This window comes from Acidocella sp. MX-AZ03 (genome assembly GCF_027626035.1).
Lineage (GTDB): Bacteria > Pseudomonadota > Alphaproteobacteria > Acetobacterales > Acetobacteraceae > Acidocella > Acidocella facilis.
The window spans coordinates 2,652,680-2,677,436 of sequence record NZ_CP110774.1 but is presented as its reverse complement, the minus strand read 5'-3'; the positions used below and the strand labels follow the sequence as shown (position 1 = coordinate 2,677,436).

At 65.0% G+C, this 24,757-nt stretch carries 23 protein-coding genes, 4 pseudogenes and 1 riboswitch; of the genes and pseudogenes, 8 read left to right on the top strand and 19 right to left on the bottom strand.

Annotated features, from left to right (window positions below; translation table 11 throughout):
• Positions 1 to 29: 29 nt before the first annotated feature.
• From GT370_RS14820 to GT370_RS14795, 6 genes and pseudogenes are all read right to left on the bottom strand, one after another.
• Entirely contained in the window at positions 30 to 1,124 is a 1,095-nt protein-coding gene (locus GT370_RS14820) for a branched-chain amino acid aminotransferase (protein ID WP_008493850.1), read from the bottom strand.
• 186 nt (positions 1,125 to 1,310) lie between these two features.
• A complete protein-coding gene (locus tag GT370_RS14815; protein ID WP_008493851.1) occupies positions 1,311 to 2,090 on the bottom strand; it encodes a creatininase in 780 nt (259 codons plus the stop codon).
• A gap of 42 nt (positions 2,091 to 2,132) precedes the next feature.
• Positions 2,133 to 2,818, bottom strand: a pseudogene (locus GT370_RS14810) (SDR family NAD(P)-dependent oxidoreductase).
• 15 nt (positions 2,819 to 2,833) lie between these two features.
• Positions 2,834 to 3,514 (bottom strand): hypothetical protein, encoded by a 681-nt coding sequence (locus tag GT370_RS14805; RefSeq protein WP_270183304.1) that lies wholly within the window; start codon positions 3,512 to 3,514, stop codon positions 2,834 to 2,836.
• 198 nt (positions 3,515 to 3,712) lie between these two features.
• Positions 3,713 to 4,477 (bottom strand): LysR family transcriptional regulator, encoded by a 765-nt coding sequence (locus GT370_RS14800; RefSeq protein WP_270183303.1) that lies wholly within the window; start codon positions 4,475 to 4,477, stop codon positions 3,713 to 3,715.
• Positions 4,474 to 4,650 (bottom strand): LysR family transcriptional regulator, encoded by a 177-nt coding sequence (locus tag GT370_RS14795; protein WP_270183302.1) that lies wholly within the window; start codon positions 4,648 to 4,650, stop codon positions 4,474 to 4,476. The genes GT370_RS14800 and GT370_RS14795 overlap by 4 nt, the downstream gene beginning before the upstream one ends.
• 250 nt (positions 4,651 to 4,900) lie before the next feature.
• Here GT370_RS14795 and GT370_RS14790 point away from each other — a divergent pair, with 250 nt between their 5' ends.
• The 5 genes from GT370_RS14790 (at position 4,901) to GT370_RS14770 (ending at position 10,271) form a co-directional block, all read left to right on the top strand.
• Entirely contained in the window at positions 4,901 to 5,983 is a 1,083-nt protein-coding gene (locus tag GT370_RS14790; RefSeq protein ID WP_270183301.1) for a fatty acid desaturase, read from the top strand.
• Positions 5,980 to 7,293: an NtaA/DmoA family FMN-dependent monooxygenase gene (locus GT370_RS14785; protein ID WP_008493858.1), complete on the top strand. Its 1,314-nt coding sequence runs from the start codon at positions 5,980 to 5,982 to the stop codon at positions 7,291 to 7,293. Before GT370_RS14790 ends, GT370_RS14785 begins: the two co-directional genes overlap by 4 nt.
• A 79-nt stretch (positions 7,294 to 7,372) precedes the next feature.
• The gene (locus GT370_RS14780; RefSeq protein WP_008493859.1) at positions 7,373 to 8,368 is read left to right on the top strand and encodes an ABC transporter substrate-binding protein; all 996 of its coding nucleotides are present in this window, start codon (positions 7,373 to 7,375) and stop codon (positions 8,366 to 8,368) included.
• Complete coding sequence (locus GT370_RS14775; RefSeq protein WP_008493860.1) at positions 8,368 to 9,384, top strand: ABC transporter permease; 1,017 nt, start codon at positions 8,368 to 8,370, stop codon at positions 9,382 to 9,384. Before GT370_RS14780 ends, GT370_RS14775 begins: the two co-directional genes overlap by 1 nt.
• Positions 9,381 to 10,271: an ABC transporter ATP-binding protein gene (locus GT370_RS14770; protein WP_008493861.1), complete on the top strand. Its 891-nt coding sequence runs from the start codon at positions 9,381 to 9,383 to the stop codon at positions 10,269 to 10,271. Before GT370_RS14775 ends, GT370_RS14770 begins: the two co-directional genes overlap by 4 nt.
• Positions 10,272 to 10,301: 30 nt before the next feature.
• Here the strand turns inward: GT370_RS14770 and GT370_RS14765 are convergent, their stop codons facing one another.
• The 8 genes and pseudogenes from GT370_RS14765 to GT370_RS14730 form a co-directional block, all read right to left on the bottom strand.
• Positions 10,302 to 10,697, bottom strand: coding sequence for an allophanate hydrolase-related protein (locus GT370_RS14765; RefSeq protein ID WP_270183300.1), 396 nt, complete (start codon positions 10,695 to 10,697; stop codon positions 10,302 to 10,304).
• Positions 10,698 to 10,729: 32 nt separating this feature from the next.
• Positions 10,730 to 12,079: an allophanate hydrolase gene (gene atzF, locus GT370_RS14760; protein WP_270183299.1), complete on the bottom strand. Its 1,350-nt coding sequence runs from the start codon at positions 12,077 to 12,079 to the stop codon at positions 10,730 to 10,732.
• A gap of 2 nt (positions 12,080 to 12,081) precedes the next feature.
• Entirely contained in the window at positions 12,082 to 12,396 is a 315-nt protein-coding gene (locus GT370_RS14755) for an acetyl-CoA carboxylase biotin carboxyl carrier protein subunit (RefSeq protein ID WP_270184408.1), read from the bottom strand.
• A gap of 240 nt (positions 12,397 to 12,636) precedes the next feature.
• Positions 12,637 to 14,120 (bottom strand): annotated as a pseudogene (locus GT370_RS14750) (carboxyltransferase domain-containing protein); the annotation flags it as partial.
• A 176-nt stretch (positions 14,121 to 14,296) separates the two neighbouring features.
• Positions 14,297 to 15,555 (bottom strand): annotated as a pseudogene (locus GT370_RS14745) (ATP-binding protein); the annotation flags it as partial.
• Positions 15,556 to 15,558: 3 nt separating this feature from the next.
• On the bottom strand, positions 15,559 to 16,173 hold the full coding sequence (locus GT370_RS14740; protein WP_008493864.1) for an urea amidolyase associated protein UAAP2: 615 nt from the start codon (positions 16,171 to 16,173) through the stop codon (positions 15,559 to 15,561).
• On the bottom strand, positions 16,170 to 16,718 hold the full coding sequence (locus GT370_RS14735) for a DUF1989 domain-containing protein (RefSeq protein WP_270183298.1): 549 nt from the start codon (positions 16,716 to 16,718) through the stop codon (positions 16,170 to 16,172). The genes GT370_RS14740 and GT370_RS14735 overlap by 4 nt, the downstream gene beginning before the upstream one ends.
• A gap of 29 nt (positions 16,719 to 16,747) precedes the next feature.
• Entirely contained in the window at positions 16,748 to 16,951 is a 204-nt protein-coding gene (locus tag GT370_RS14730) for a hypothetical protein (RefSeq protein WP_270183297.1), read from the bottom strand.
• Between the two features lie 116 nt (positions 16,952 to 17,067).
• Positions 17,068 to 17,177: riboswitch (guanidine-I (ykkC/yxkD leader) on the bottom strand.
• A 180-nt stretch (positions 17,178 to 17,357) separates the two neighbouring features.
• On the opposite strand from GT370_RS14730, the gene GT370_RS14725 reads away from it, so the two are divergent.
• Positions 17,358 to 17,981 (top strand): FMN-binding negative transcriptional regulator, encoded by a 624-nt coding sequence (locus tag GT370_RS14725; RefSeq protein WP_008493866.1) that lies wholly within the window; start codon positions 17,358 to 17,360, stop codon positions 17,979 to 17,981.
• Positions 17,982 to 17,987: 6 nt separating this feature from the next.
• Here GT370_RS14725 and GT370_RS14720 read toward each other — a convergent pair whose 3' ends face one another.
• From GT370_RS14720 to GT370_RS14700, 5 genes and pseudogenes are all read right to left on the bottom strand, one after another.
• Positions 17,988 to 18,659 (bottom strand): 5-dehydro-4-deoxyglucarate dehydratase, encoded by a 672-nt coding sequence (locus GT370_RS14720; RefSeq protein WP_333490089.1) that lies wholly within the window; start codon positions 18,657 to 18,659, stop codon positions 17,988 to 17,990.
• A 305-nt stretch (positions 18,660 to 18,964) separates the two neighbouring features.
• Entirely contained in the window at positions 18,965 to 19,693 is a 729-nt protein-coding gene (locus GT370_RS14715) for a FadR/GntR family transcriptional regulator (RefSeq protein ID WP_039885232.1), read from the bottom strand.
• 141 nt (positions 19,694 to 19,834) lie between these two features.
• Positions 19,835 to 20,679: pseudogene (locus tag GT370_RS14710) on the bottom strand (PfkB family carbohydrate kinase).
• A 41-nt stretch (positions 20,680 to 20,720) separates the two neighbouring features.
• Positions 20,721 to 21,683 (bottom strand): alcohol dehydrogenase catalytic domain-containing protein, encoded by a 963-nt coding sequence (locus GT370_RS14705; RefSeq protein ID WP_008493870.1) that lies wholly within the window; start codon positions 21,681 to 21,683, stop codon positions 20,721 to 20,723.
• On the bottom strand, positions 21,680 to 22,552 hold the full coding sequence (locus GT370_RS14700; RefSeq protein WP_008493871.1) for an aldolase: 873 nt from the start codon (positions 22,550 to 22,552) through the stop codon (positions 21,680 to 21,682). The genes GT370_RS14705 and GT370_RS14700 overlap by 4 nt, the downstream gene beginning before the upstream one ends.
• Positions 22,553 to 22,719: 167 nt before the next feature.
• Between GT370_RS14700 and GT370_RS14695 the strand changes: the two genes are divergently transcribed.
• Entirely contained in the window at positions 22,720 to 24,018 is a 1,299-nt protein-coding gene (locus GT370_RS14695) for an ABC transporter substrate-binding protein (protein ID WP_039885122.1), read from the top strand.
• The gene (locus tag GT370_RS14690) at positions 24,019 to 24,756 is read left to right on the top strand and encodes an SDR family NAD(P)-dependent oxidoreductase (protein WP_008493873.1); all 738 of its coding nucleotides are present in this window, start codon (positions 24,019 to 24,021) and stop codon (positions 24,754 to 24,756) included.
• Position 24,757: the final 1 nt, after the last annotated feature.

Below are 24,757 nucleotides of genomic sequence, written 5' to 3'. Positions count from 1 at the left end.
CAAACGAGTCCGTTTGATCGGATGTTGCTCTAGCCGACGCGATGCACCCAACCATACGGGTCGTCGCTCTGGCCGCGCTGGATCTGCACCAGCCTGTCCTTCAGCGCTTTGGTGGTGGCGCCGGCATGGGCGCCATCGCCGATCACCACCTCGCCGCCGGAGAATTTGAACTTGCCGATCGGCGTGACCACCGCGGCGGTGCCGCAGGCGAAGGCCTCGCGCAACCGGCCGCTGGCGGCATCCTCGCGCAGCTGCTGGAAGGAATAGGCCTCCTCGCGCACGCGCAGCCCGGCGGCGCCGGCCAGGGTGATCAGCGAATTGCGGGTGATGCCGGGCAGGATGGTGCCGCCCAGCGGCGGGGTGAGCAGGGAGCCGTCCTCGAACACGAACATCATGTTCATGCCGCCCATTTCCTCCAGCCAGCGATGCTCGGCCGCATCCAGGAAGGCGACCTGGTCGCAGCCCTGGGCGCTGGCCTCGGCCTGCGCCAGCAGGCTGGCGGCGTAGTTGCCGCCGCATTTCGCGGCGCCGGTGCCGCCGGTGGCGGCACGGCTGTAATGCTCGCTCACCCAGACGGAGACCGCCTCGGCGCCGCCCTTGAAATACCCGCCCACCGGGCAGGCGATGACGGCGTAGATGAAGGTTTTCGACGGCCGCACGCCCAGGAACGCCTCGTTGGCGAACATGAAGGGGCGCAGATAGAGGCTCTTGGTCGGATCGTTGGGCACCCAGTCCCGGTCGGCGCGGATCAGCTGCTCGATCGATTCAACGAACAGCTCGCTGGGCAGGTTCGGCATCGCCAGGCGCTCGGCGGAGTCCTGGAAGCGCTTGGCATTTGCCGTCGGGCGGAACATCGCGATCTCGCCGGAGGGGAGGCGATAGGCCTTCAGCCCTTCGAAAATCTCCTGCGCGTAATGCAGCACCGCCGCCGCCGGATGCAGGGTAATCGCCTCGCGCGCCTGGATCCTTGCATCATGCCAGCCCACGCCCTGGGTGTACTCGATCACCGCCATATGGTCGGTGAAGGAGGTGCCGAAGCCGGGATTTTCCAGCACCGCGGCGCGCTCGGCCGCCGGCAGCGGCGCGGCGTTTGGAATATGTGCAAAGCTGATACCAGAGTTCACGATACGATCTTTCGTTATTCACCCACTGAAAGCAGGTTTGTAATAAAGCAGCCTTCCCGTGAAGACAGTCGCCGTCATGGCTGCCTTGTTGAGAAGAGAGATCTTGGGGCACGCGCCCAGGCCCGGACCGCCGCGCCCGGCCATTCCTTACCCCGAAGCTCTTCCTGCCGAAAGCCGTTGCGCGCCTCAGCCGCCCAGCTGGAAGCCCTCGCGCACCGCGGCACTGATCAGGCGGACATGATCATCCATCAGCCATTGGCCGATCTGCGCGCTGGCGCCGCGCGCATCCGCCAGCACGCCGCTTGCGCGCAGATAGCCGGGCGGCGGCGGGTGGATGTCGTAGGGCGGAAACTGCGCCCGGCCTTCCTGCGGGATTTTTTCCACCGCCACCAGGTCCGGGCGCAGCAGCAGCATCAGCGAGGCTTCGATCAGGCTGGCATGTTCCAGCTCGGTGCCGGGGAAACCCTCCGGGAAAATCCTGTCCAGCGTCGCGGGCGTGACGAAATCCCAATATTCCAGCCGCATCGCGGTGACATCGCGGATGCCTTCGGCGCGCAGGTCGCGCAGCGCCAGATCCAGCCCCTCCACCGACGGCCAGGCATTCTCGAAATGCCCGTTGAGGATGACGAAGCGCCGCGCCCCATGCAGCCCCATATCGCGGATGACATCGCGGATGGTGTGGCTGAAGGTGGCGGCATCCAGGCTGGCGGTGCCCGGAAAGCTCTGCCCGCCGCCGGAGCGGGGCATGGATTTATAGCCGTAATTCAGCGTGGGCGCGACCAGCCCGCCGACCTGCCGGGCGACGCGTTCGGCCACAGCCGTCGGCAGGATCACATCGACATTCAGCGGCAGATGCGGCCCGTGCTGTTCGGTGGCGCCGAGCGGCAGGAAGATGATGGCGCCGGCCTGGATCCTGGCCTCCCATTCCGGCCAGGACAACTCCGCCATGAACACGCTTTCAACCATTCGCAAGGCTCCTTGGACGTTGTGATGAGAGGGGGGCAGGTTTCAATGCATCGCGGCGCCGCCATCGGCGCTGTAGCACTGGCCGGTGACGAAGCTGGCGGCTTGGCTGGCGAGAAACAGGATCACCGCGGCCACCTCTTCCGGCCGGCCGATCCGACCGAGCGGGTTGCCGGTTTCCAGCGTCTGCAGCGCCGGGCTCATCGCCGCGAAATTCAGCAAGGGGGTGTCGATCGGCCCGGGGGCGACGGCGTTGACCCGAATATCCGGCCCCAGCTCGCGCGCCCAGGAGCGGGTCAGCCCCAGCATCGCCGCCTTGGTGGCGCAATAGCCGGAGGCTTCGGCGCGGCCCAGAAAAGCCAGCTCCGAGGCGAGATTGATGATCGACCCGCCCTTGGCGATGTGCGGCAGCGCGGCGGCGGCCACCAGCATCGGCCCGCGCAGATTGATGGCGACCATCCGGTCCAGCCGCGCCAGATCCAAAGCCGCGAGCGGGGCGTCATATTCCACCCGGCGGCGTTCACCAGCACGTCGAACCCGCCCAGCCGCGCGGCGGCCTGCGCTACCGCGGCCGCCACTGCCTCCGGGCGGGTGAGGTCGGCCTCCACCCAAGGCACCTCCGCCGGCGGCGGGGCGATATCCAGCCCGATCACCGCATCCCCGGCGGCGAGAAAGGCGCGGGAAGTGGCCAGGCCGATGCCGCTGGCCGCGCCGGTGACTAGCGCGCGCATGGGCATCTGACGGTATTAAGCCGTTGTAAACGCATCGATCTGCCCTTCCTCATGGATGATCTCCCATACCGCGCCATCGATCAGCAGCCGGCCTGGCCGGTCGAGAGAGAGGCGCAAACGCTGGCCTTCCCGCCAGGGCAGGGTGGAGGCGTTGATCACCCAGCCCGAAGCCGTGCCGCGCGAAATCTCACAATCCAGCAGCGCCTGGCGGGCTGTGGCGTCCGCCGCGCCGGCCAGGCAGGCCGCCAGGCTGGGGGCGGCCAGGTGGATGCCCGGCGCGCGGCCGCGCGCCAGCATGAATATTGGCCCGGTGCGCACCAGAATCGCCGCCTGCCCGGTTTGCGCCGCGCGCAGCCGCAGCGCCGCGCAAGGGTGGTTCGGCTGCGCTGCTTCGTGCCAATGTTCCAGATAGGGGCTGTGCAGCCCGGTCTCGACCAGGGTTTTGCCCTCCCAGGAGAGGGTGCCTTCATCCGGCGTCGGCCCTGGCGGCTGGTAGTCGATCTCGCGCTGCCAGGTGGCGCGGTTTTGGGCCACGTGGAAGCTGCCGGCGAAGCCCTGCTGGCCGGCCAGCCAGGTTTCGGCCGCGATGGAGAGCTGCGCGAAGCCTGGCACCAGGCAGAAGCCAGGGCGCGCGGCGGGCTGGCGCAGATCCACGAATAGTTCGGGCCCCTGCAGCCAGGAGACCGCGCTGCTCACATCGCGCTGCCCATCCGCTCCGACCAGGAGGGAGCGTGTCCATAGACCGTGCCAGTGCGGGCGCGTACGGGGCGTGGCCGAAACGGATGGGTCGCAAGCTGCCATGCCGGAAGCTTAGGCAAGCCGCGCGCGCGGCAAAAAGGACGATTTCGGGAAGCGTACTTGACTGAAACGGCAACAGAGTGGGCCGATACAGGCCTAGCCACCCATCGCCAGCTCATATTCGCGGCCCAGCTCGGCCAGGAAATTGCGCGAGGCCGGGGAGACATGGCCGCGCGCCCGGGTGGCCAGCTCGAATTCCACCAGATAGCCGAACCGCGCCGGCAGCACCGCGCGCAGCGGCAAGCCGAAGCGGGTGGCGCGCACATAATGGTCCGGCAGATAGCCGATATAGCGGCCGGTGAGCACCAGCAGCGCCACCCCCTCGACATCATTGGCGGTGGCGCTGCGCACCAGGCCGCTGGCGAGCTGCCGGGCCTCGTCCTGCTCGGCATAGCTGCGCCCGACCACTTCACAGCCCATCAGCATGTCCGTCGGCACCTCGTCCGGGCAATAGCGGTAGAGCGGATGCGGCTCGGCGCAATAGAGATTATTCTGCTCGGCATAGAGAAACCGGTAGGTCAGCCCCGGCAGGCGCTGGCGCACGGACACGATGGCGGCGTGCAGCCGCTCCTCCAGCAGCGCCTTTTCCAGCAGGTTCGGCGGATCGACGCTGATATTGATCTGCACCCGTGGCGCCCGCCTTTTGGCGGTGGCCAGAACCTGCGGCAGGCGGAAATGCGGGTCGGTGATCAGCGTATCGATGATGCCGAGATTAAGCTCGCCGCCGATTTCGGTGTGGATATTGCTCATCCGCTCGCGAAACCCATCCAGCGCGCCGAGCAGCTGGCGGACCTCCACCAGCACCGAACGCCCCTGATCGGTCAGCGCGAACCCGCCGCGCCCGCGCCGGCACAGCGTCACCCCAGACGGGTTTCCAGCGCTTTCAACTGCTTGGAGATGGTCGATAGCCCGACCTGCAGTTCCGCCTCCGCCGCGGTGAAGCCCCCCGCCTCGGCGACCGTGGCGAACAGCCGCAGCAGGCGAAGATCGACATCACCAAGATTGCCGCTGAAGGGGGCGGAGGGGCGGGACATTCTTTCCTGATACGGAAAGTAAATGGGCATATCAAGCTATGTACGAGCCGGATTTGAGTAGATACGAATATAAAATAGTCATTTTGTGGAATGGCCGCGCGGATATCTCGGCCTTCATCGAACAAAAAGAACAAAAAAAGTGCAAATGAGTGTTGTTTAGCCGTTTTGGTCATTCCTCGTCAGGAGATCAGCATGAATGATGCCCGCCCCTCGGCCCGCGATGAAGCCACGCCCCGTGCGGTGCGTCGGCATGAGCCAGACCCGTTTGTTCCGCTACCCTGGTGGCGCGCTCTATAATGGCGCCGGCATTTTTTATGCGTTCGCCGCTTATGCCGGCGGGCTGGTGCTGATCACCCGCGCCAGCCTGGCACTCAATCTGCTGGGCACGCTGCTGCTGGCGCATGGCCTCGTGATCTGCGCCTATTTCATCCATGAATGCGCGCATGGGGCGGTGTTCAGCAAAATGCGCCGCAACGACCAGGCGGGCGAAGTGATGGCCTGGATCACCGGCGCCTGCTTTGCCTCCTATGCCGGGCTGAAGGAAAAACATCTGCGCCACCATGCCGACCGGATGGATGTGGCGGCCTTCGATTACCGGGATATTCTCAAGCGCGCGCCAGGCTGGGTGCGGGGCGCCGTGCTGGGGCTGGAATGGGCCTATATTCCGGCGGTTGAGTTGCTGATGCATGGCATGGTCATCATCACCCAATATCGCGGCACGCACGCCATGCGCCGGCGCGCCGGCCTGCTGCTGCTCTCGCGGCTGCTGTTGTTTGGCGCGTTGGCCTGGGTCTCGCCCTGGTCATTGGGCTTCTATGCCGTTGCCTATCTGCTGATGCTGCAGGTGCTGCGCTTCATGGATGCCTACCAGCACACATTCGATGTCTATGTGCCGCATTCCAACTCCTCCCCGATGATCGTCAAAAATCGTGACCGGGCCTATGAGCATGAGAATACCTACAGCAATATCCTGTCGCTCTCGCATCCGCTGCTGAATCTGCTGACGCTGAATTTCGCCTACCATAACGCGCATCACGCCCGCCCCGCCGTACCCTGGCACGCGCTGCCGGCACTGCATGAAACGCTGTACGGCGCGGATACAACCCAGGTGCTGACGGCGCGCCAGCTTTTCGGCAGCTATCACCGCAACCGGGTCAAACGCGTAATGTCCCCCGATTATGGGAGGTGCACGCGAACGGTGACCGCGCGCAGGATTTTCTGGGCGCGGTCGGGGTGTCGTTTCTCACCGCCATCTGAAGCGCGGCGCTCAGCTTTTCACTGCAAGCCGCGCGATCCGGTTATTCTTGACGCGCGCGACGAAGGAGCCTCATGAGTACGAAAAAATTTCATCTCGGCTGGTTCATGAATTTTACCCCGGATGAATGGCGAGAGCCTTTTGGCCAAGGCGGCATGCCCTGGGATGGGCAATTCTATATCGAGATGGCGCAGACGCTGGAGCGTGCCTGCTTCGATTATATCATGATCGAAGACAAGCTGATGGTCTCGGAGACCTATGGCGGCTCGCGGGAAAAAGGCCTGCGCGGCGGGGTGATGGCGCCCAAGCACGACCCCGCGCCGCTGGCGGTGGCGATGGGCATGGCCACGCGGCATCTCGGCGTGATCGCCACCATGTCCACCCTGGCCTACCCGCCCTTCCTGATGGCGCGGCTGGCCTCCACCATCGACAGCCTGACCCGCGGGCGCTTCGGTTGGAATGTGGTGACCAGCGCGGAAGATCTCGCCGCGCAGAATTTCGGCCTGGATAAATTGCCGCCGCGTGAGCTGCGCTATGAGATGGCCGAGGAATATATGGAGGTGATGGGCAAGCTCTTCGGCAGCTGGGAGGAGGGTGCCGTGCTGCGCGACCGCGCGCGTGGCATCTATGCCGATCATGACAAGGTGCATCCGATCAACCATGAAGGTAAATTCTTCAAGGTTCGCGGCCCGCTGAATACGGTGCGCTCTCCGCAGGGTCGCCCGGTTTATCTGCAGGCCGGGGCCTCGCCACGGGGGCGGGATTTCGCCGCCAAGCACGCGGACTCGATCGTCTCCGTCGCCAACGGGGTTGAATCGATGAAGGCGTTTCGCGACGATATTCGCAGCCGCGCGGCGGCGATGGGGCGTGACCCGGACAGCATCAAGGTGATGTTCTGCGTCACGCCGGCGCTGGGCGATACCGAGCAGGATGCGCGCGAGCGGCTGCGGCGCCAGCACAGCGCGCCGCATTTCATCGACGACATGCTGGCCTCGATCTCGGCGATCACCGATATCGATTTCGCGCAATTCCCGCTGGATGAACCGTTGCCGGGCAAGCTGACGACCAATGGCGAGCAGGGCTCGCTCGATAAATTCCAGCAATGGGGATCGGGCAAGACATTGCGCGAACTGGTTGTGGATGGCGCCGGCGGCATGGTCTCGTCGGTTGAGCTGATCGGCACGCCGCAATCCGTCGCGCTGCGGATGCGCGAGGTGATGGAAGAGGTCGGCGGCGACGGGTTTTTGATCACCACGCCGGTGCTGCGCGTCGGGCGGCGCTATCTCGTGGAAGTGGCGGACGGGCTGGTGCCGGAGCTGCAGAGGCTGGGCTGCGTGCGCACCGCCTACAAGCACCAGCTGCTCCGCGATAATCTTTTGGAATTCTAAACAGTCTGGCATCGTTCTTGCACTGTCTTTGTTTTTGTAACGTCTTTTGCAGAGTCTGATCTCCATCTGAGGGGTATCCATGAAACGGGCGACCAAATTTGCATCCTTTCTCTCCGCCGCGGCGCTCTCGCTGCTGGCCAGCTTGCCGGCAAAGGCCGAAACGCCGCTGCGCATCGGCTTCAGTGACTGGCCGGGCTTCACCGGCTGGCAGATCGCCGTCGATAAAGGCTGGTTCAAGCAAGCCGGCGTTGATGTGCAGATGCAATGGTTTGATTATTCCGCGTCACTGGATGCCTTTTCCGCAGGCAAGTTGGATGGCGATTTTCTCGCAACCGGCGATGCGCTGGCGCTCGGCGCAAACGGCACCAAAAATCAGCTCATCATGCTGACCGATTATTCCAGCGGCAATGACCAGATTCTGGCAAAGCCCGGCATCACCAGCGTCAAGCAATTGCAGGGACAGAAGGTTGGCGTCGAGGTTGGGCTGCTGGAACAGATGCTGCTGGAGCACGCCTTGCAGGCCAATGGCATGTCGCTGGATTCGGTGCAGCTGGTGAATACGGTGACCAACAGCACGCCGCAGGTTCTGGCCTCCGGCGCGGTGGCGGCGATCGGCTTGTGGCAGCCGATCGCGGATCAGGCGCGCCTGGCCGTGCCGGGGTCGAGGGCGATCTATACCTCCGCGCAGGCGCCTGGGCTGATCTATGACGGTCTGGCGGTATCGCCGCAAAGCCTGGCGGCACGGCCGCAGGATTGGGCGAAGGTAATCAAGGTCTGGTATCGCATTCTGGCCTATATCAACGATCCGAAGACGCATGCCGATGCGCTCAAGATCATGGCCGCGCGCGATGGCGTGTCGCCGCAGATCTATCAGCGCTACGTCAAGGGCACGCATCTTCTCAGCTTGGCCGAGGCAAAGGCCGCCTTCGTGCCCGGCACCGGCCTGAACTCCGTGTACGGCTCCGACGAAAATTCCGATGCCTTCAATGTACGCAATAAGGTTTATAAAACCCCGCAGGATGTGAAGCTGTACATCAATGGGTCGTTGATCGACGCCTACAAGGAGGGGAATTGATGCTGGATCGCTCGGAGATCGCGGCCGTGAAGCCGGCCGCCTCCGAGACGGGTGATCTGGTGCGCGGGCAATGGTTCCGCGTCCGCGCGCCTTTGACGCGACGCTTGCGCATTTTTCTGGCAATTGCCTCGTTTCTGTTGCCGCTCGCGGTCTGGTCAGCGGTCAGCTACGTGCCGTTCATCTGGCATCCGGACGTGTTGATTTCGGATCCTGGCGATGTCGATTACTACATGCCGGGCATGCGGGTGACCAAGGCCGATTATGCCGGGCAACTCGCGGCGGCGAAGACCAACCATACCGCGCCACCGGTAGGTACGCCGTGCAATCCGGTCTATCTGCCCGCGCCCGGTGACGTTGCGGCGGCGTTCTACACCTCCTTCACCACGCCGCCGGCCGATCAGAACGGGCTCTGGCTGCATCAAAGCCTTTGGCAAAGCATCCAGACGATTTTCTGGGGCTTTGTGATTTCTTCCATCATCGGTGTGCCGCTGGGTATTTTATGTGGGGCGCATAGCGGGTTGGCGCGGCTGGTTGAGCCGTTTGTCGAGTTCTTCCGCTACCTCCCGGCACCGGCCTTCGGCACGTTGGCCGTTGCGGTGCTGGGCATCTATGCCGGGCCGAAGATCGCGATCATCGTCATTGGCACATTATTTCAGCAGATTCTGATCATCGCCAACACGACGCGCAAGGCCGATTTCGCCTTGGTGGAAGCCGCTTTGACGCTGGGGACGCGTAATTTGCGGCTGCTGACCAGCGTGATCATCCCCAGCGTGCTGCCGGATCTGTATCGTGACCAGCGGATTCTTCTGGGCTGGGCGTGGACTTATCTGATCGTCGCGGAGCTGATCGGCGCCACGTCCGGGATTTCTCTCTTCATCACCCAGCAATCGCGCTACCAGCATTATGCGAATGTCTATGCGGCGATTGCGATGATCGGCATTCTGGGGCTTGGCGGCGATCTGTTGCTGGCCGCGCTCGGCCGAAAACTCTTTCCATGGGACAAGTCAGCCGCATGAGCGTTTCCTATCTCGATCAACCGCCAGAGGTGCAGGCGCGGCTTGCACGGCTGAAGGCCCGCGACGTGATATTGAGCGTCGATGGCATGAGCAAGCGCTTCAACAGCGGGAAAAACAACGTCACCGCGATCGAGGATTTATCTTTCCAGACGCATCGGCGGGAATTCCTCTGCGTCATCGGCCCTTCCGGTTGCGGTAAATCGACGTTGGCGCGGATTCTGGCGGGGCTGGATACGGCGAGTGAAGGCTGGGTCTCGCTCGATGGCAAGCCGGTACAGGGGCCAGGCCGCGAGCGGGGCATGGTGTTCCAGGGCTATACCTTGTTCCCCTGGCTCAGCGTGCGACGGAATGTGATGTTCGGGTTGCGCATGGCCGGTGTCGGCAAGGTTGAGGCGCAACGCCAGGCCGATGAATGGCTGGCGCTCGTCGGGCTGGAAAAATTCGCCGATGCCTACCCGCATCAACTCTCCGGCGGCATGAAACAGCGTGTGGCGATCATCCGCGCCTTGGTCAATCGTCCGCGTGTGCTGTTAATGGACGAACCCTTCTCGGCGCTGGACGCGCAGACCCGCCAGCGCATGCAGGCCTATTTGCTGGAGATATGGAAAAAGGTCGATATAACAATTATCTTCATCACCCATGATCTCGATGAGGCGGTGTTTTTGGCGGACCGGATTCTCGTTCTCGATGCGCATCCGGGGCGCTTGCGGGAAATGATCGAGGTGCCGCTGCCACGCCCCCGCGATGCCGCGCAGATCGCAAGCCCCGCCTTCGCCGCCACCAAGGCGCGGCTGGAAGCGTTGATTCACGGCAAGGAGGCGGCGGATGAGGATGAGCCCTACCCGGCCGTGCCGCTGCTGACGGATGTCAGCGACGAGGTGGAATAAAAAAGGCCGGTGCGAACCGGCCTTTTTTATTCAGGACAAGGAAGAGCGGTAGGCGCGCCAGCCGCCATGCACGGTAATATCCTCGGCACCTTCCAACGCGTAGGCTTCACAGAGAAAGCCAGGATGCGTCGAGCCATCTTCCAAGGTGACCCGCCCGATGCCCATGGGGGCGGGGAGGGCGGCAAGGAATTCACCGAGCGCGCGCGCGTTCATCCGCCAGAGTTCGACAGCGATTCCAGTGCCTGCGAAGCCGGGGCTGTGCACCAGCCCGGGTTTCGGCGGCGTGGTGGCGAGGGCGAATAATTTATAGTCGGGGGCGGTTCGGGCCGGGCGGATCAGTTGGGCACCGAGCCTGGTCAATTCATGGTTCAACACCATGCCCGAGAGATGCGCGCCGGCGACAACCAGCGTTACCTCATCCGTCATCGCTTCGTAGGTGCCGCAAGGCTGGACACGGCTCAGCCCGGACCCAGCCCCAGCGCTTTATGGAGTTTGTCCGCGTAGGCGCAGAGGCAGGCTTCCGAGAAGGCCGGGCCGATCAGCGTCACGCCAAACGGCATGCCGTTTGCGGTGAAACCGGCGGGCAGCGCAATTGCGGCTAGGTCCAGTAGGTTTACGAAATTCGTATAGAGGCCAAGGGTTGAGTTATGCTTGACCGGTTCGGCCAGCATCGCCTCCACTGTGAAGCAGGTAGGTGCCGTGGGCAGCAGCAAGGCATCGCATTTTGCCAGCTCGACATTCGTCAGATGTCGCAGGGCCTGAACCTTGTAGATATCGTCGAAGGCGTCGGCAGCGGAAAACTTCATCCCGCCTTCGACGATGCCGCGCACGACCGGAAGCATCTCTGCTGCATGCTCGCGCAGGAAGTCCCGGATGGCGGCGGTCCGCTCTGCCACGAAGGCACCGCCATAGAGCAGGGCGGCGATCGTGCGGAACGGCGCGTAATCGATCTCGGTCAACTCCCAGCCCAGTGCCAACGCCTGCGCCAAAGCGGCGTCGTAGAGCGAAGCGGCCTCATCGTCCCCGGCGAAATCCCTGTCCTTGGCAGCAAGCACGCCAAGGCGCGGGCGTTGCGGCAAGCTGTGGGATGCGGGCGGGCGGGAATAGGCATCCTGCGCGTCATAACCTTGTGCGGCGTCCAATACGGCCATCGCATCCGCGGATGAATTGGCGAAAACCGAGATGCAGTCTAGGCTTTTACATGCCGGCACCACACCGGTCGCGGAGAGGCGGCCGATTGTCGGCTTCAGCCCGATCAGATTATTGAACGCGGCGGGCACCCGGCCGGACCCTGCGGTATCCGTGCCGAGCGAAAACGCTGCCAATCCGGCGCCGACCGCCACCGCAGAGCCCGAGGAGGAGCCGCCGGAGATGTAGGCGTGGTTGAACACTGAGCGCGGCGCGCCGTAGGGTGAGCGGGTGCCGTTCAGGCCGGTCGCGAATTGATCCAGGTTGGTTTTGCCGAGCAGAATCGCCCCCGCTTCGCGCAACCGCGCGATGGTGACGGCATCCTGCGCCGGTGTGTAGGCAAAGGCCGGGCAGCCAGCGGTTGTCGGGATGCCCCTGACGTCGATATTGTCTTTCGCAACGAAGGGAATGCCGTAAAGCGCCTTGCCCTCCGCGCCGCCAGTCTCCAGCGCGGCGGCCTGTGCCAGCAGTTCCTCCTCCGCCACCAGGCTGATGAACACCGCCTTGTCCGGGTACGTGGCGATGCGCGCCAGCAGGGCTTTCACCAGCATGGTCGGGGTCAAAGCCCCGCTGGCGTAGGCGCTCCGCAGGGTGGGAAATTCAAGCAGCTCAGGGATCATCGTCAGGACTCCGTGGTGATGATGCCGAGGCGTTGCCCGGCGCGAATAATTTGGCCTGGCCGTGCGGTCAGGCTGGTCAGGCGGCCGGCCGTGCTGGCTTCAACCCGTACCTCCATTTTCATGGATTCAAGAATCATCACGACATCTCCGCGTTTCACCTGCGCTCCCGGTTCGGCCAGGATTTTCCAGATGCTGCCTGGAACCGGCGCGGCGATGGCGCGCGCGCCTGGCGGCAAGGGCGCTTCCTCCGTCGCCGGGGGCGTCTCCGGCTCCTCAAACGAGTTCAGCCCCTTTGCAGCCCAATCCTCACGCTCCACCGCGAAGGCACGGCGCTGGCGCGTCTGAAACGCGTCGATGCTCTGTGCATTCTGCGCGCAGAATTCCCGGTAGGCGCGCAGCGAAAAGCTGCTTTCCTCGATCTGCAGCGGATATTTGCCGTGCAAGAAGCCAGCGCGGGCCTCTTCCAATTCGTCTTCGGAGACCTCCCGGAAGCGGATGCGATCAAAATGGCGCAGCAGCCAGGGCTTGCCGTCTTCGAAGGGGGCCGGCTGGCGATGGGTATTCCAGACCTGGATGGTGCGGCCGAAAAGCTGGTAGCCGCCCGGCCCTTCCATGCCATAGACGCACATATAGGCGCCGCCGATGCCGACGGCGTTTTGTGGCGTCCAGGGGCGCGCGGGATTATATTTGGTGGTGACCAGGCGATGCCGGGGATCATAGGGTGTTGCCACCGGCGCGCCGAGATAGACATCGCCCAGCCCCAGCACGATGTAGGAAGCGTCGAAAATGATTCGCTTGACCGCCTCGATATCCTCAAGCCCGTTGATGCGGCGGATGAATTCGATATTGTCCGGGCACCAGGGCGCGTTGGGGCGTGTGGTCTCCTGATATTTGCGCATGGCCAGCCGCACCTGGCTGTCATTCCAGGAAAGCGGCAGGCAGAGTGTGCGGGTTTTCATCTCCATCGCTTCAGGATCCGGCAGCTGCGGCAGAATATCCCGCACCGCCGCCATGATTTTTGCCGTATCGGTCTGCTCTGAATCGAAATGGATCTGCAGGGAGCGGATCCCCGGGGTCAGATCGATAACGCCCTTCAGCGCGCTGGCCGCAAGCGCATCACGCAGCGCCTGGGCGCGCAGGCGCAGCTCGAAATCCAGCTTCATCTCGCCGAATTCGATCAGCACATCCTCATCCCCGGCGCGGCGGATAACGACATCCTGGCTGGCGGCGATGATCGCGGGGGCGGAATCCACGCGCGCGAAGCGGACCTTGTCGCCGGGCTTGAGCTGACCCAGCTTCCAGAGATCCGCCTTCGTCACCACCGCCGGGCAGACGAAGCCGCCCAGCGAAGGTCCGTCCGGCCCCAGCAAAATCGGCATGTCGCCGGTAAAGTCGATCGCCCCGACCGCGTAGGCATTGTCGTGAATATTCGAGGGGTGCAGACCGGCTTCGCCGCCATCGCGCCGCGCCCAGGCGGGTTTGGGGCCGATCAGCCGAACCCCGGTGCGCGCGGAATTATGGTGCACCTCGTAGGTGGCGTGGAACAGTGTGGTGATATCGTCATCGGTGAAAAAATCCGGCGCGCCGTGGGGGCCATAACGCACGGCCAGAGTCCAGCTGCGCGCCAATGTCGCCGGCGCGGGGGCGGTTCGGTTGGCGCGGGCAAAGGCGAGGGAAAATGCAAAATATCCCCGGCGCGCAAGGCGGCGCCGGTGGTGCCGCCGAAACCGCCCAGCGTGAAGGTGGCGGCGCTGCCGAGATAGGACGGTGCCTTGAAGCCACCGGACACCGCGAGGTAGGTGCGTTGGCCCGGACCGTCGATCATCCCCAGCTCCAGCACCTGCCCGGCCTGCACCTCCACGGCGCAATGGTAGGCCACCGGCTGCTCATCCAGAAGCGCTGGCATATTGGCACCGGAGAGCGCGATCCGCGTCGCGCTGAGAAAGCGCAAGCTCGGCCCGGTATGGGTGAGCTCAAGCGTGGCCGCGTCAAACGCATTGCCGAGCAGCGCGTTGGCGTGGGTGTGGTGGAGATCATCCATCGGCCCGCTCGGTGGCACGCCGACCTCCCAATAGCCCAACCGCCCGGCAGGCTTTGCAAGCTCGATTGCGCGCCGGGGTCCAGCACCTCCACGGCCAGCGGGGTGAAGCTGAAATCCGCCAGGCTGCGCGTCGTCATCTCGCCAGCCGCGAAGGCGGGCAAAGCGAGGATGGCGCGCAGATAATCCAGATTTGTCTCGACGCCGAAAATTTCACTCTGCCGCAACCCGGCTTGCAGCGTGGCGAGCGCGCTGGCGCGGCTCTCCCCTTGGCGATGAATTTCGCCAGCATCGGGTCGTAGAAAGGGGTGATTTCCGTGCCGGTTTCCACCCAGCTTTCCACGCGCAGGCCGGGCGGCGGCGTGAAGGCGCTCAGCTGGCCGCTGGATGGGGCGAATTGGTTGCCGGGCGCTTCGGCGTATAAGCGAACTTCGATGGCCGCACCTTGCGGTTTCAGTTCCGCCGGGGACGGCAGCACGAAGCCCCCCGCCGCCTGTTCGATCATCCAGCGGACCAGATCGACTCCATAAATTTCCTCCGTCACGCAATGCTCGACCTGCAGGCGTGTATTCACCTCCAGGAAGTAAAATCTCTGCGCCTCGGCATCGTAAACATATTCGACCGTCCCGGCGGATTCATAATGTACCGATGCCGCCAGCGCGATGGCGGCCTCCTCCATGGCGGTGCGGATCGCATCAGGCAGGTTGGGGGCCGGGGTTTCCTCGACCATTTTCTGGTTGCGCCGCTGCAAGGAGCAGTCGCGCGTGCCCAGCGCCACCACGCCGCCTTTGCCGTCGCCGAAAATCTGCACCTCCACATGCCGGGCGCGGGCGACGTATTTTTCCAGGAACAAGGCGGCATTGCCGAAATTATTGGCGGCGAGCCGGGCGATGCTGTCATAGCGCGTGGCCAGCTCCGCCGCGTCCTCGCACAGCACCATGCCGATGCCCCCACCCCCGGCGCTGCTTTTCAGCATCACCGGGTAGGTGATGCGCGCGGCCTCGGCCAGCGCCTCTTCGCGGCTGGTCAGCACGCCGGTGCCGGGCAGCATCGGCACGCCAGCGGCCTTGGCCAAGGCGCGGGCGGTGTGCTTCAGCCCGAAATCACGCAGATGCGCGGGGCGCGGGCCGATGAAGCGGATCCCCGCCGCTTCCAGCCGCTCCGCGAATTCCACCCGCTCGGAGAGGAAGCCATAGCCGGGATGCACGGCCTGCGCGCCGCTGCGCTGGCAGGCCTCGAGGATCGCGTCGATATCGAGATAGCTCTGCGCCGCCGGGGCGGGGCCGATATGCACCGCCTCGTCCGCCGCGCGCACCGGCGGGGCAAACTGGTCCGCATCCGAATAGACAGCGACGCTGGCGATGCCCATCTGCTTCAGCGTGCGACAAACCCGGCCCAGAATTTCGCCGCGATTGGCGATGAGGATTTTGCTGAACATCGTCTAGCCGTTGATCAGGATTTGAATCGGCGTGGGGGTGAAGCCGTTGCATGGATTATTCACCTGCGGGCAGTTGGAGATCACCACCAGCACATCCATGTCCGCGATGAACTCGACATACCCGCCAGGTTTGGAAACCCCGTCATCCACCGTCAGCTCGCCATTCGGGCGGATCGGCACATTCATGAAGAAATTCACGTTGGAGACCAGGTCGCGCTTATCCATGCCGTATTTCGCCAGCTCGGTGAGGAAATTCTCCCGGCATGAATGCATGAAGCGTGTTTCATAGCCGAAGCGCACGATATTGCTCTCACACGAGCAGGCCCCGGCACAGCTATCGTGAAAGCCGCAGCTATCGGCGGTGAGTGTCACCATCGGCCGGCCCTCGTTGGAGCGCAGCACGGCGCCCGTGGTCAGGTCGTAGCGCCCGCCTTGCAGGGCCTGTGCGGCCAGCGTGTCCTGCGCCGAATAGCGCTCGCTGGTATCCTGTGCGTTGTAGAACAGCGCATCCACCGCCTGCTGGCTTTCCAGATCGATGATGCGCATGGTCTGGCCCTGTTTCAGCACCACCGAATAGGGGGCGCGGGCGGGCACGAACTGGTCTGAGATCAGGGTCATTGCGCGAAATACCGATCATTATTGGCAAAGCCGCGGGCGGCCTCGGCGGTGAAATGGCGGCAGAGATCGTCCGGGCCGGGCGCGCCAGCGCGCCAGGCGGTGTAGGCGAGCGGGCCGGTCGCCTGCTGCACCGGGCTGAGCGCATGCGGGGTGTTGGAGAGGACGAGGAGCAGATCCATCTCCGCGCGCAGCTCGAGCATGGCGCCGGCGGGCGGGTTGCCGCGCCAGCGCATCACACCCTGCGCATCCACCCCAACCGGGGAGAACAGTGAGAGCGCCGGGGCGAGATCCCGGCGCGACAGCCCGAATTTGGCGGCGCCGCAACGCAGATTATCCCGCCCGTTGCGCCCTTGCGTCTGCGCCGGGCCGTTGGGGCCGATGATGCTGTCATGCCCCGCCCCGCTATCGGCGGTGATGGCGGCGAGGACGCGCCCCATATCCGAGAACAGCACCCGGCCGGTGGTCAGGTTGGTGGTCCATTGCAGCTTGGTGGTGTCGCCGGCGTTGAAGCGCTCGGAGGGGTCGGCTTCGTTCCAGATGAACAAAGCCGCGCCGGGCGTGCCCGCGATATTGGTCAGGCGCAGCGCCGCCCCCGGCGCAGCCGCAATGAAGCGTACCAGCCGGGCGGAATCACATCCTGCGCGATCACCGCATCGGGCGGGATCTCCGGGAAGCTGGCTTCTGTTTGCGGGGCGGCGGCGCGGGCACGGGCGGCTTCCTGCAGGGCTTCGTAGCGGGCGCGGTATTCGGCCGGGCTGAGCTTGTCGAGGTCAAGCATCGGCGCGGCATCCGGTCAGGAACAGGGTCGTCATATGAACTCCCATCGTTGAACAGTCACGTCTCAGCGATGCGAGGGATACGTGGAGAGCCGACGCGTATCCCCACGCATCCATGCTCTCCCGGGCTTTTGTCCCGCCGTGCATCATGCGGATGTCTCCCGCATGACCGCCGCTCTCGGACCAGCGCCGGGCATTTGCCCGGCCGGAACCCTAGCGGCCTTCGAAAAAGGTAAAGCAAAGATTGTGCCGAAATCAAGCGGGCGCGGTTTCAGGGCCGGCGCTGGCAGCGGCGGGGGCGTGCCGGGCAGAGCGCGGCGCATTTCTGGGCACCCTGGCGCAAATGCCGCCATTTCGTCTCCCGGCATTTTGCGGCATGATCGTCTCCCACCCTGGAGCCGTCCCGCCATGTATGTGCCGCCCGCCTTCCGCGAAACCGAGCTTGCCGCCCTGCATGAGACCATGCGCGCCGCCCGCGTGGCGAATCTGGTGACAATGACGCCGGACGGGCTGTTCGCCACCCCCTTGCCGCTGCTGCTGGCGGCGGAGGAAGGCGAACACGGCACGCTCTATGGCCATGTCGCACGCGCCAACCCGCAATGGCACCTGAAGGTGACCGGCGAGGCGTTGGCGATTTTCATGGGGCCGGAGGCCTATATCTCGCCCTCCTGGTATCCCTCCAAGCAGGAGCATCACAAGGTGGTGCCGACCTGGAACTATATCACGGTGCAGGCGCACGGGCCGGTGGAGTTTTTCGACGACCCGCAGCGCCTGCTGGATGTCGTCACCCGGCTGACTGCCCGGCATGAGGCGCCGCGCGCCCAGCCCTGGGCGGTGAGCGACGCGCCGGAGGCGTTCATCCGCGCCCAGCTCAAAGGGATCGTCGGGCTGCGGCTGCCGATCACGAAGCTGACCGGCAAGCGCAAGATGAGCCAGAACCGCAGCGCGGCCGACCGCAACGGCGTGGCGGCGGCGCTGCGCGACAGCCCGGACGCGGCGGACCGCGCCGCGGCGCCCTTCATCCCGGCATGAAGGGGCTCAGCCCCGCCGGCGATACGGGGCGATCAGCGCGTCCAGCATCGCCTCCTCCTCGGCGGTGAGGTCGCAGAGCGGGCTGCGCACCTTGCCGGCGGCGAAGCCCTGCAGCCGCACCCCAGCCTTGATGGCGGAGACGGCATAGCCCTTCTGCCGGTCGCGGATGGCCATGAAGGGATAGAAGAATTCCAACAGGATTTTTTCGCAGGCCGCGCGCTCGCCCTGGCGCAGCGCCTTGTAGAACTTCATCGCCAGCGCGGGGACGAAATTGAACACCGCCGAGGAATAGGTGGTGAAGCCGGCGCCGAGATAGGCTTCCGCGAATAATTCCGCTGTCGGCATGCCGCCGAGATAGGTCAGCCGGTCGCCCAGCTTCGCCGTCACCTCGCGGACCAGCCCGATATCGCCGGTGCCGTCCTTGAACCCGACCAGATTGGGGCAGGCCTCGCAGAGCCGCGCCAGCGTATCCGGCCGCAGCACCGCATTGTCGCGGTTATAGACCATGACGCCGATGCCGACGGACTGGCAGACCCGGCGCACATGCTCGTAAAGCCCGGCCTGCGGCGCGTCGATGAGGTAATGCGGCAGCAGCAGGATGCCATCCGCCCCGGCCTTTTCGGCGCCACGGGCGATTTCGATGGCGATTTCGGTGCCGTAGCCGCAGCCGGAGACGATGGCGGTCTGCCCGGCGGCTTCCTTGGCGGCGGCGACGATGGCGGGATTTCCCCTGGTGTCAGGGAGAAGAATTCCCCGGTGCCGCCAGCGGCGAAGAGCACCGGCGCGTCATAGCCGGCGAGCCATTCGATATGGGATTGGTAGCTGTCCGGCAGGAAGGCGCCTTGCGCGTCGAAATGCGTGACCGGAAAGGAGAGCAGGCCGGAACCCAGCCTGGTTTTGATGTCTTGCGGTTCCATGGACGACCTTATGATGTAAGAAGGCCGATCCATAGCTTAGTCATCATACAAATGTAAATAGTAATACTACAACATGCCGTGCAGCGCCGCCTTGTAGCGCTGCTGGCTGCCGCGCAGATGCGCGCGCATGGCGGCGCGGGCGGCCTCCTCGTCGCCTAGGGAAATCGCCTCGACGATCTTGCCATGCTCGGCATGAATCTGCGTCGCGGTGAGGGTGGCGGCATCCGGCTGGGTTTTGTCCAAGGCCCGGCGCGGGATCATCGCTTCGCCGATCAGGCCCAGAAATTCCACGAAGCGGTGATTATTGGTGGCCTGGGCGATGGCCAGATGCAGCTCGAAATCCGCCCCTGCCGTCGCCTCCCCGGCGGCGGCCAGGCTGGCGATGCGCGCATGCGCGGCGAGGATCAGCTCCTCCTGCTGCGGGGCGCGGCGCAAAGCGGCCAGGCCGGCGGCCTCGATCTCCACCGCGCTGCGCAGCTCCAGCATCTCGATGACCGAGGAGAGCCGTTCAAAATCAACGCCCTGAAAGCCATGTGCTGGCCGGGCGGGCGGGGGGAGAACAAACACGCCAGCCCCCTGGCGGGCCTCCACCAGCCCGTCCGTGCGCAAGCTCGCCAGGGCTTCGCGGATCACTGTGCGGCTGACCCCATGGGCGCTGACCAGCTGGCTTTCGGTGGGCAGCTTGTCGCCCGGGGCGAAGCCGCCTTGCTGGATGGCGGCACGTAATTTGGCAGCGATCTGTACGACGAGCGTTTCCCCGGTGCGGCGTTCGGGTTGGTTGGGGCGCGGGCTCATCTGGTCCACCTTGGGCTGCATTCAGGCGCGGATGGGCGGCGCCCATCCGGGGATGATCGCATGTCCGTTGCCGGGGCTCAAGCCGGAGAGGCTGGGTTATGTTATGAAAATTTAAAATTCATAATATGAATATGCCGTGCCCTACCAGCCGCCGGCGCGTAGCGCCTCCACCTCCTCGCGTGCCGGCATGCCGCGCCAGCCGCCGCCATTGCGGGCCTTCAGCGCGGCGGCGGCGGTGGCAAAGCGGGCGGCGGCGCGCACCGGCTCGCCTTCGGCCAGCGCCAGCGCCAGGGCGCCGTGAAACACATCGCCGCAGCCGGTGGTATCCCGTGCTTCGATGCGCGGGGCGGGGATGTGGTGAATGGTGCCGTCAATGCGCCAGAAACTGCCCTCAGCGCCGCGTGTCACCGCCACGGCGCGCGCCTTTGGGGCGTCAATGGCGGCCAGGGCCAGGTGCGGATCATCCTCCCCGGTGCAGGCGCGCAGGCCATGGCTGGAGAACACCGGATAATCCGCCAGCGCCGCCAGGGCGCGCAGCGTTGCCGGTTCGCCGCCCTCGGCATCCAGCACGCTGGGCACATTGGCGGCTTTGAGCAGCGCGGCGGAGAGGTCCGGAAACCGATGATCGACCAGCAGCGCGTCGGCCTGCGGCAGGTGCGGCGGGAGGCGCGGCGCCACGGTGCCGCGATCCACGATCAGGCAGCGCGCCCCATCCGGGGCGACCAGCGCGCAGGCAATCGGGGTGCGCCCGCCTTCGATGATCTGCAATGCCTCCAGCCCCACGCCGAGCTGGCGCAGCTCCGCTTGCAGCCAGTCCCGGCCGCATCATTCCCCACCGCGCCGAGATAAAGCCCCTCCCCACCCAGCCGCGCCACCGCCACGGCGGCGGTGCCGGCGATGCCGCCGCCGCTCTCGCGATAGGCGCTGGCGGTGTATTTCGCCTCGCCCTGGGGCAGGGTATCGAGCGCGTAGATCCGGTCCAGCACCACGATCCCGGCGCAGAGAACCTGTTTCAAGCGGGGCGCATTCAAGCCGGGCACATCAGCGGCTTCAGCCTTTCGCCGCGCGCGAAGGCGGCGAACAAGGCTTCCAGCCCGGCGAGGTCGGCTATGTCATCCACCAGTTTTTCAAAGGTTGCGCGGTGGGCGCGCAGCAGCTCGATATTCGCCTGATACTCGCCCAGCGGGAAATAGAAAGAGCGGATCAGGAAGAAATCCTTGCGGCGCAGCGCCTTGGTTTCGGTGATCTGCCATTGGTCGCTCTCGCCCAGCTGCACCGCCGCGCCCATCGGCGCCACCGCCGCCAGCGCCAGAGCGCGCCCGGCATCCTGGCCGCTGGCCTCGATCACCAGCGGAAAAGCCCGCGCGGCGGCGGCCTCGGCGGAGAGCAGCTCCACCCCGAGGCTGGCGGCGAAATTCGCCCGTGCCGGGTTTGGCTCGCACACCGCGAGCGTCCCCCAGCCCAGCGCCTGCAGCACCATCAACGAGCCCAGCCCGATCGGCCCGGCGCCGACCACCAGAGCCGCCCCCGGTTCCACCACGCGCGAGGCCAGCCTGATGCCATGCGCGGTGGTGCCGATGGCATCCAGCAGCAGCGGCGCCAGATGGTCCGGAATATCGTCCGGCACCGCCAGCAGGCATTGCCGCGGCACGGCGAGGGCTTGCGCATAGCCGCCCGGGCGCTGCCAGCCGAGCAGCTCCGCCCGCGGGCAGAGATTGGTCCGCCCGGCCTGGCATTGCGCGCACTGGCCGCAGAAAGTGGGGATATAGACCAGCACGCGCTGCCCATGTGCTGTGGTGCCCGGTGCACGCACCCGGCCGAAAATCTCGTGCCCTGGTGTTACCGGCCAGCCCTGGCGCAGGGGCCGGAAATCGCTGCCGCACAGCGCGCAGGCGGCGACATCCACGATCACCTCATCCGGCCCGGCCACCGGCTCGGCGGCATCCTCGATGGCAATCCGCCCTTCGCCGAGAAACCGCGCCGCTTTCACGCCGAAACCTTGTCGAGCACGTTGCAGAGCGTCTCCAGCCTGGGCACCGCATCCTCGCGCAAGGCGCGGCGCAGATCCGGCTTGCCGATGGTGCCGGACCAGATGCCGCGCCCGGCGAGAAAGCCCGAAGCGCCCTCGCGGCAGGCCCATTCCACGGCGCGCGGGAAATCATCCTGTTTGACGCCGGAGGAGAGCACCACCCAATCGCCATTCACATGCCGGGACAGGGCGGCACAACCACGCCGCACCTGCGCCTCCGGCCCGGCGCCGTAATAGGGGATTTCGCATTTATAGAGATCCTGCCCGCGATCTCCCAACTCCTTGGCAGCTTCGATGATCGCCGCCTCGCGGTCCCAGCCAGAGCCATCACGCGGGGCGCGGGCCACCGGTTCCACCACGCTGGCCAGCCCCGCCTGGCGGCAGATGGATACAAACTCCTCCACCATGGCGATGCGCGGTTCCGCCGCCTCGCCCGGCCGCCACAGCACCAGCAGCTTCAGCGCCACCGCGCCCTGCGCCTTCACCTTTGCAGGCACCACCTCATGGTCGATCTCCACCCGCGCCACCAACTCATCGGCGCTGGGGATCAGCACATCGGCGGCGGCGATCAGCGCGCAGGACGGGTCGACCGCCTTCGCATCCAGTGCCTGCTGCCAGGCCAGCTCCCGGTCGATCAGCACCGCCGAGGCGTAAGGGGTGAGGGCTTCGATCACCTCCAGCTTGAAGCGGGTGAGGTCCGCGTCCGTCACCGGACCATCCTGATGCGGCGCCATCATCGCCCGCAGCCCTTCGCGCTGGTCGATCGCCAGCATCGCATAGGTGCCGGAGGGGCGCGCCATGCGCGTCAGGGCGGGGGGGCTGCCGGACATTCGGATCTGCTCCTTTGAGGCGTTTGCTTGGGGTTTCCATTTTATCGCGCCTGTTGACCGATGCCGGTTTGACAAGGCGGCGCGGAGGCGTTAGCTCTATGTCATACTAAAAGCCATACGACAGGTCAATAGACTGAACGTTTGCACTCTGTTGGGAGAAACAGACCATGGTTGCTCGGCTCGTGAAGCGGGTTTCAGCGGCGGCACTCGCCTTGTCCTTGCCCCTCGGCGCCCACGCCGCCGGGTTCGACTGGCAGAAATATAAAGGCCAGACGCTGGATGTGCTGGTCGATAATAACCCGATCGGCCAGGTCATCGCCAATAATGTCGCGGCGTTTGAGAAGCTGACAGGGATCAACGTCAAGGTTGATATCTTCACCGAGCAGCAGATGCGCCAGCGTCTGGTGACGGTGCTGGATTCTAACAGCTCCCAGGTGGATGTGTTCATGACGCTGCCCTCGCGCGAAGGCCAGCAATTCTCCGGCGCGGGCTGGTACACGGATCTGGCGCCGATGGCCAAGGATGCAAGCCCGGACTATGATTTCGCCGGATTGAGCCCGGCTTTGCTGAAAGCCGCGACCTTTGACGGCAAGCTGACCAGCATCCCGATGAACATTGAAGGTCCGGTGCTGTATTACCGCACGGATATCTTCAAGAAATGCAATCTCACCGTGCCGACCAGCCTCTCCGGCATGCTGGACACCGCCAAGGCGCTGAAAAAATGCAATGCCGCCACCACACCCTTCGTCTCGCGGGGCTTGCGCGATGCGCTGGCCTATACCTACAGCGTGTTCTTCCATAATATGGGCGGCCACTACATCGAAAACGGCAAATCCGGCCTGTGCAGCCCGGCCGGGCTTTCGGCGCTGTCGCTCTATGGCGATCTGCAGAAACATTACGGCCCGCTCGGCGTGGTCAATTACAGCTTCTACCAGATCTCCTCGCTCTATCGCGATGGCCGCGCCGCGATGGCGTTTGAATCCTCCAATGAACTTTCGGATGTGATGCAGGGCGGCGCGCGGCTGAACGATACCGGCATCGCGCTGCTGCCGCCGGGGCCGGGCGGTTCGCATCCCACCGCCATCGCCTGGGGTTTGGCGATGTCGCCCTACAGTACGCATAAAGGTGCCGCCTGGTATCTGATCCAATGGGCGACCAGCCCGGCGATTCAGGCCAAGGACGAGATCGCCGGCATCGCAGCACCACGCCCCGCCATCGCGCAGGATCCGCAGGTGAAAGCCTGGCTGGCTGCCGCACCCGTTCGGCAGGTCTGGCAGAATGCGGTCAACCAGCTCGCCAATACCGGCACCTCCAATGTCGGCTACCCGATCACCGATAATCCGGAATCCCGGCAATATATCGGCGAAGCCGTGGACAAGGTGATTGTCGGCTCCGACAAGCCGGATGCCGCCTGTGCCCCGGCCGATCAGTCGCTGAACGCGCTGATCGCGAAAGACAAGAAATAAGTGACCTCCTCCTCCTTTGCCCTGAGCGATGGGTTTCATGTCGCCGTCATTGGCGGGTGCGGCGACATCGGCGCGGCGATCTCAGCGCAATTTCTTGAGCTTGGTGCTTGCGTTACCGCGACCGGGGTGAATGAGGCGGCTGTCAGCGCCACCTCGCTTCCCGCGCATGAACGGCTGCGTCTGGCGGTGCTGGACGTGACCGACGATGCGGCGGTGCGGGATTTTGCCAAGGGCTTCCCGCGCATCGATGCGGTGATCAACTGTGCGGGGATTCTCAGGCGCGATCTGGAGTTCGATATCGCGGTGTTCCAGCAGGTGCTGGATGTGAACCTTACCGGCAGCTTCCGTGTGTGCAGCGCCTTTCGCGACGGGTTGGCAAGACAGCGTGGCAGCATCGTCAATATCGCCTCGATGAACGCGTTTGCCGCGCTGCCGCGCCTGCCCGCCTATTGTGCGAGCAAGGGCGGGGTGGTGATGTTGACCAAGGCGCTGGCGCTGGCCTGGGCCGAAGAGGGGATCCGGGTGAATGCCGTCGCCCCCGGCTATATCGAAACCACGCTCAACGCCGAAGGCCGCAAGGATAAAGCGCATTATCAGCGCATCGCCGAACGCACCGCCTTCAAGCGCTGGGGCCAGCCGGAGGATGTGGCCGGCGCTGTCGCGTTTCTCTGCATGCCCGCTTCCGCCTACATCACCGGCACGGTGGTGAATGCGGATGGCGGCTTTCTGGCGGGGTGAG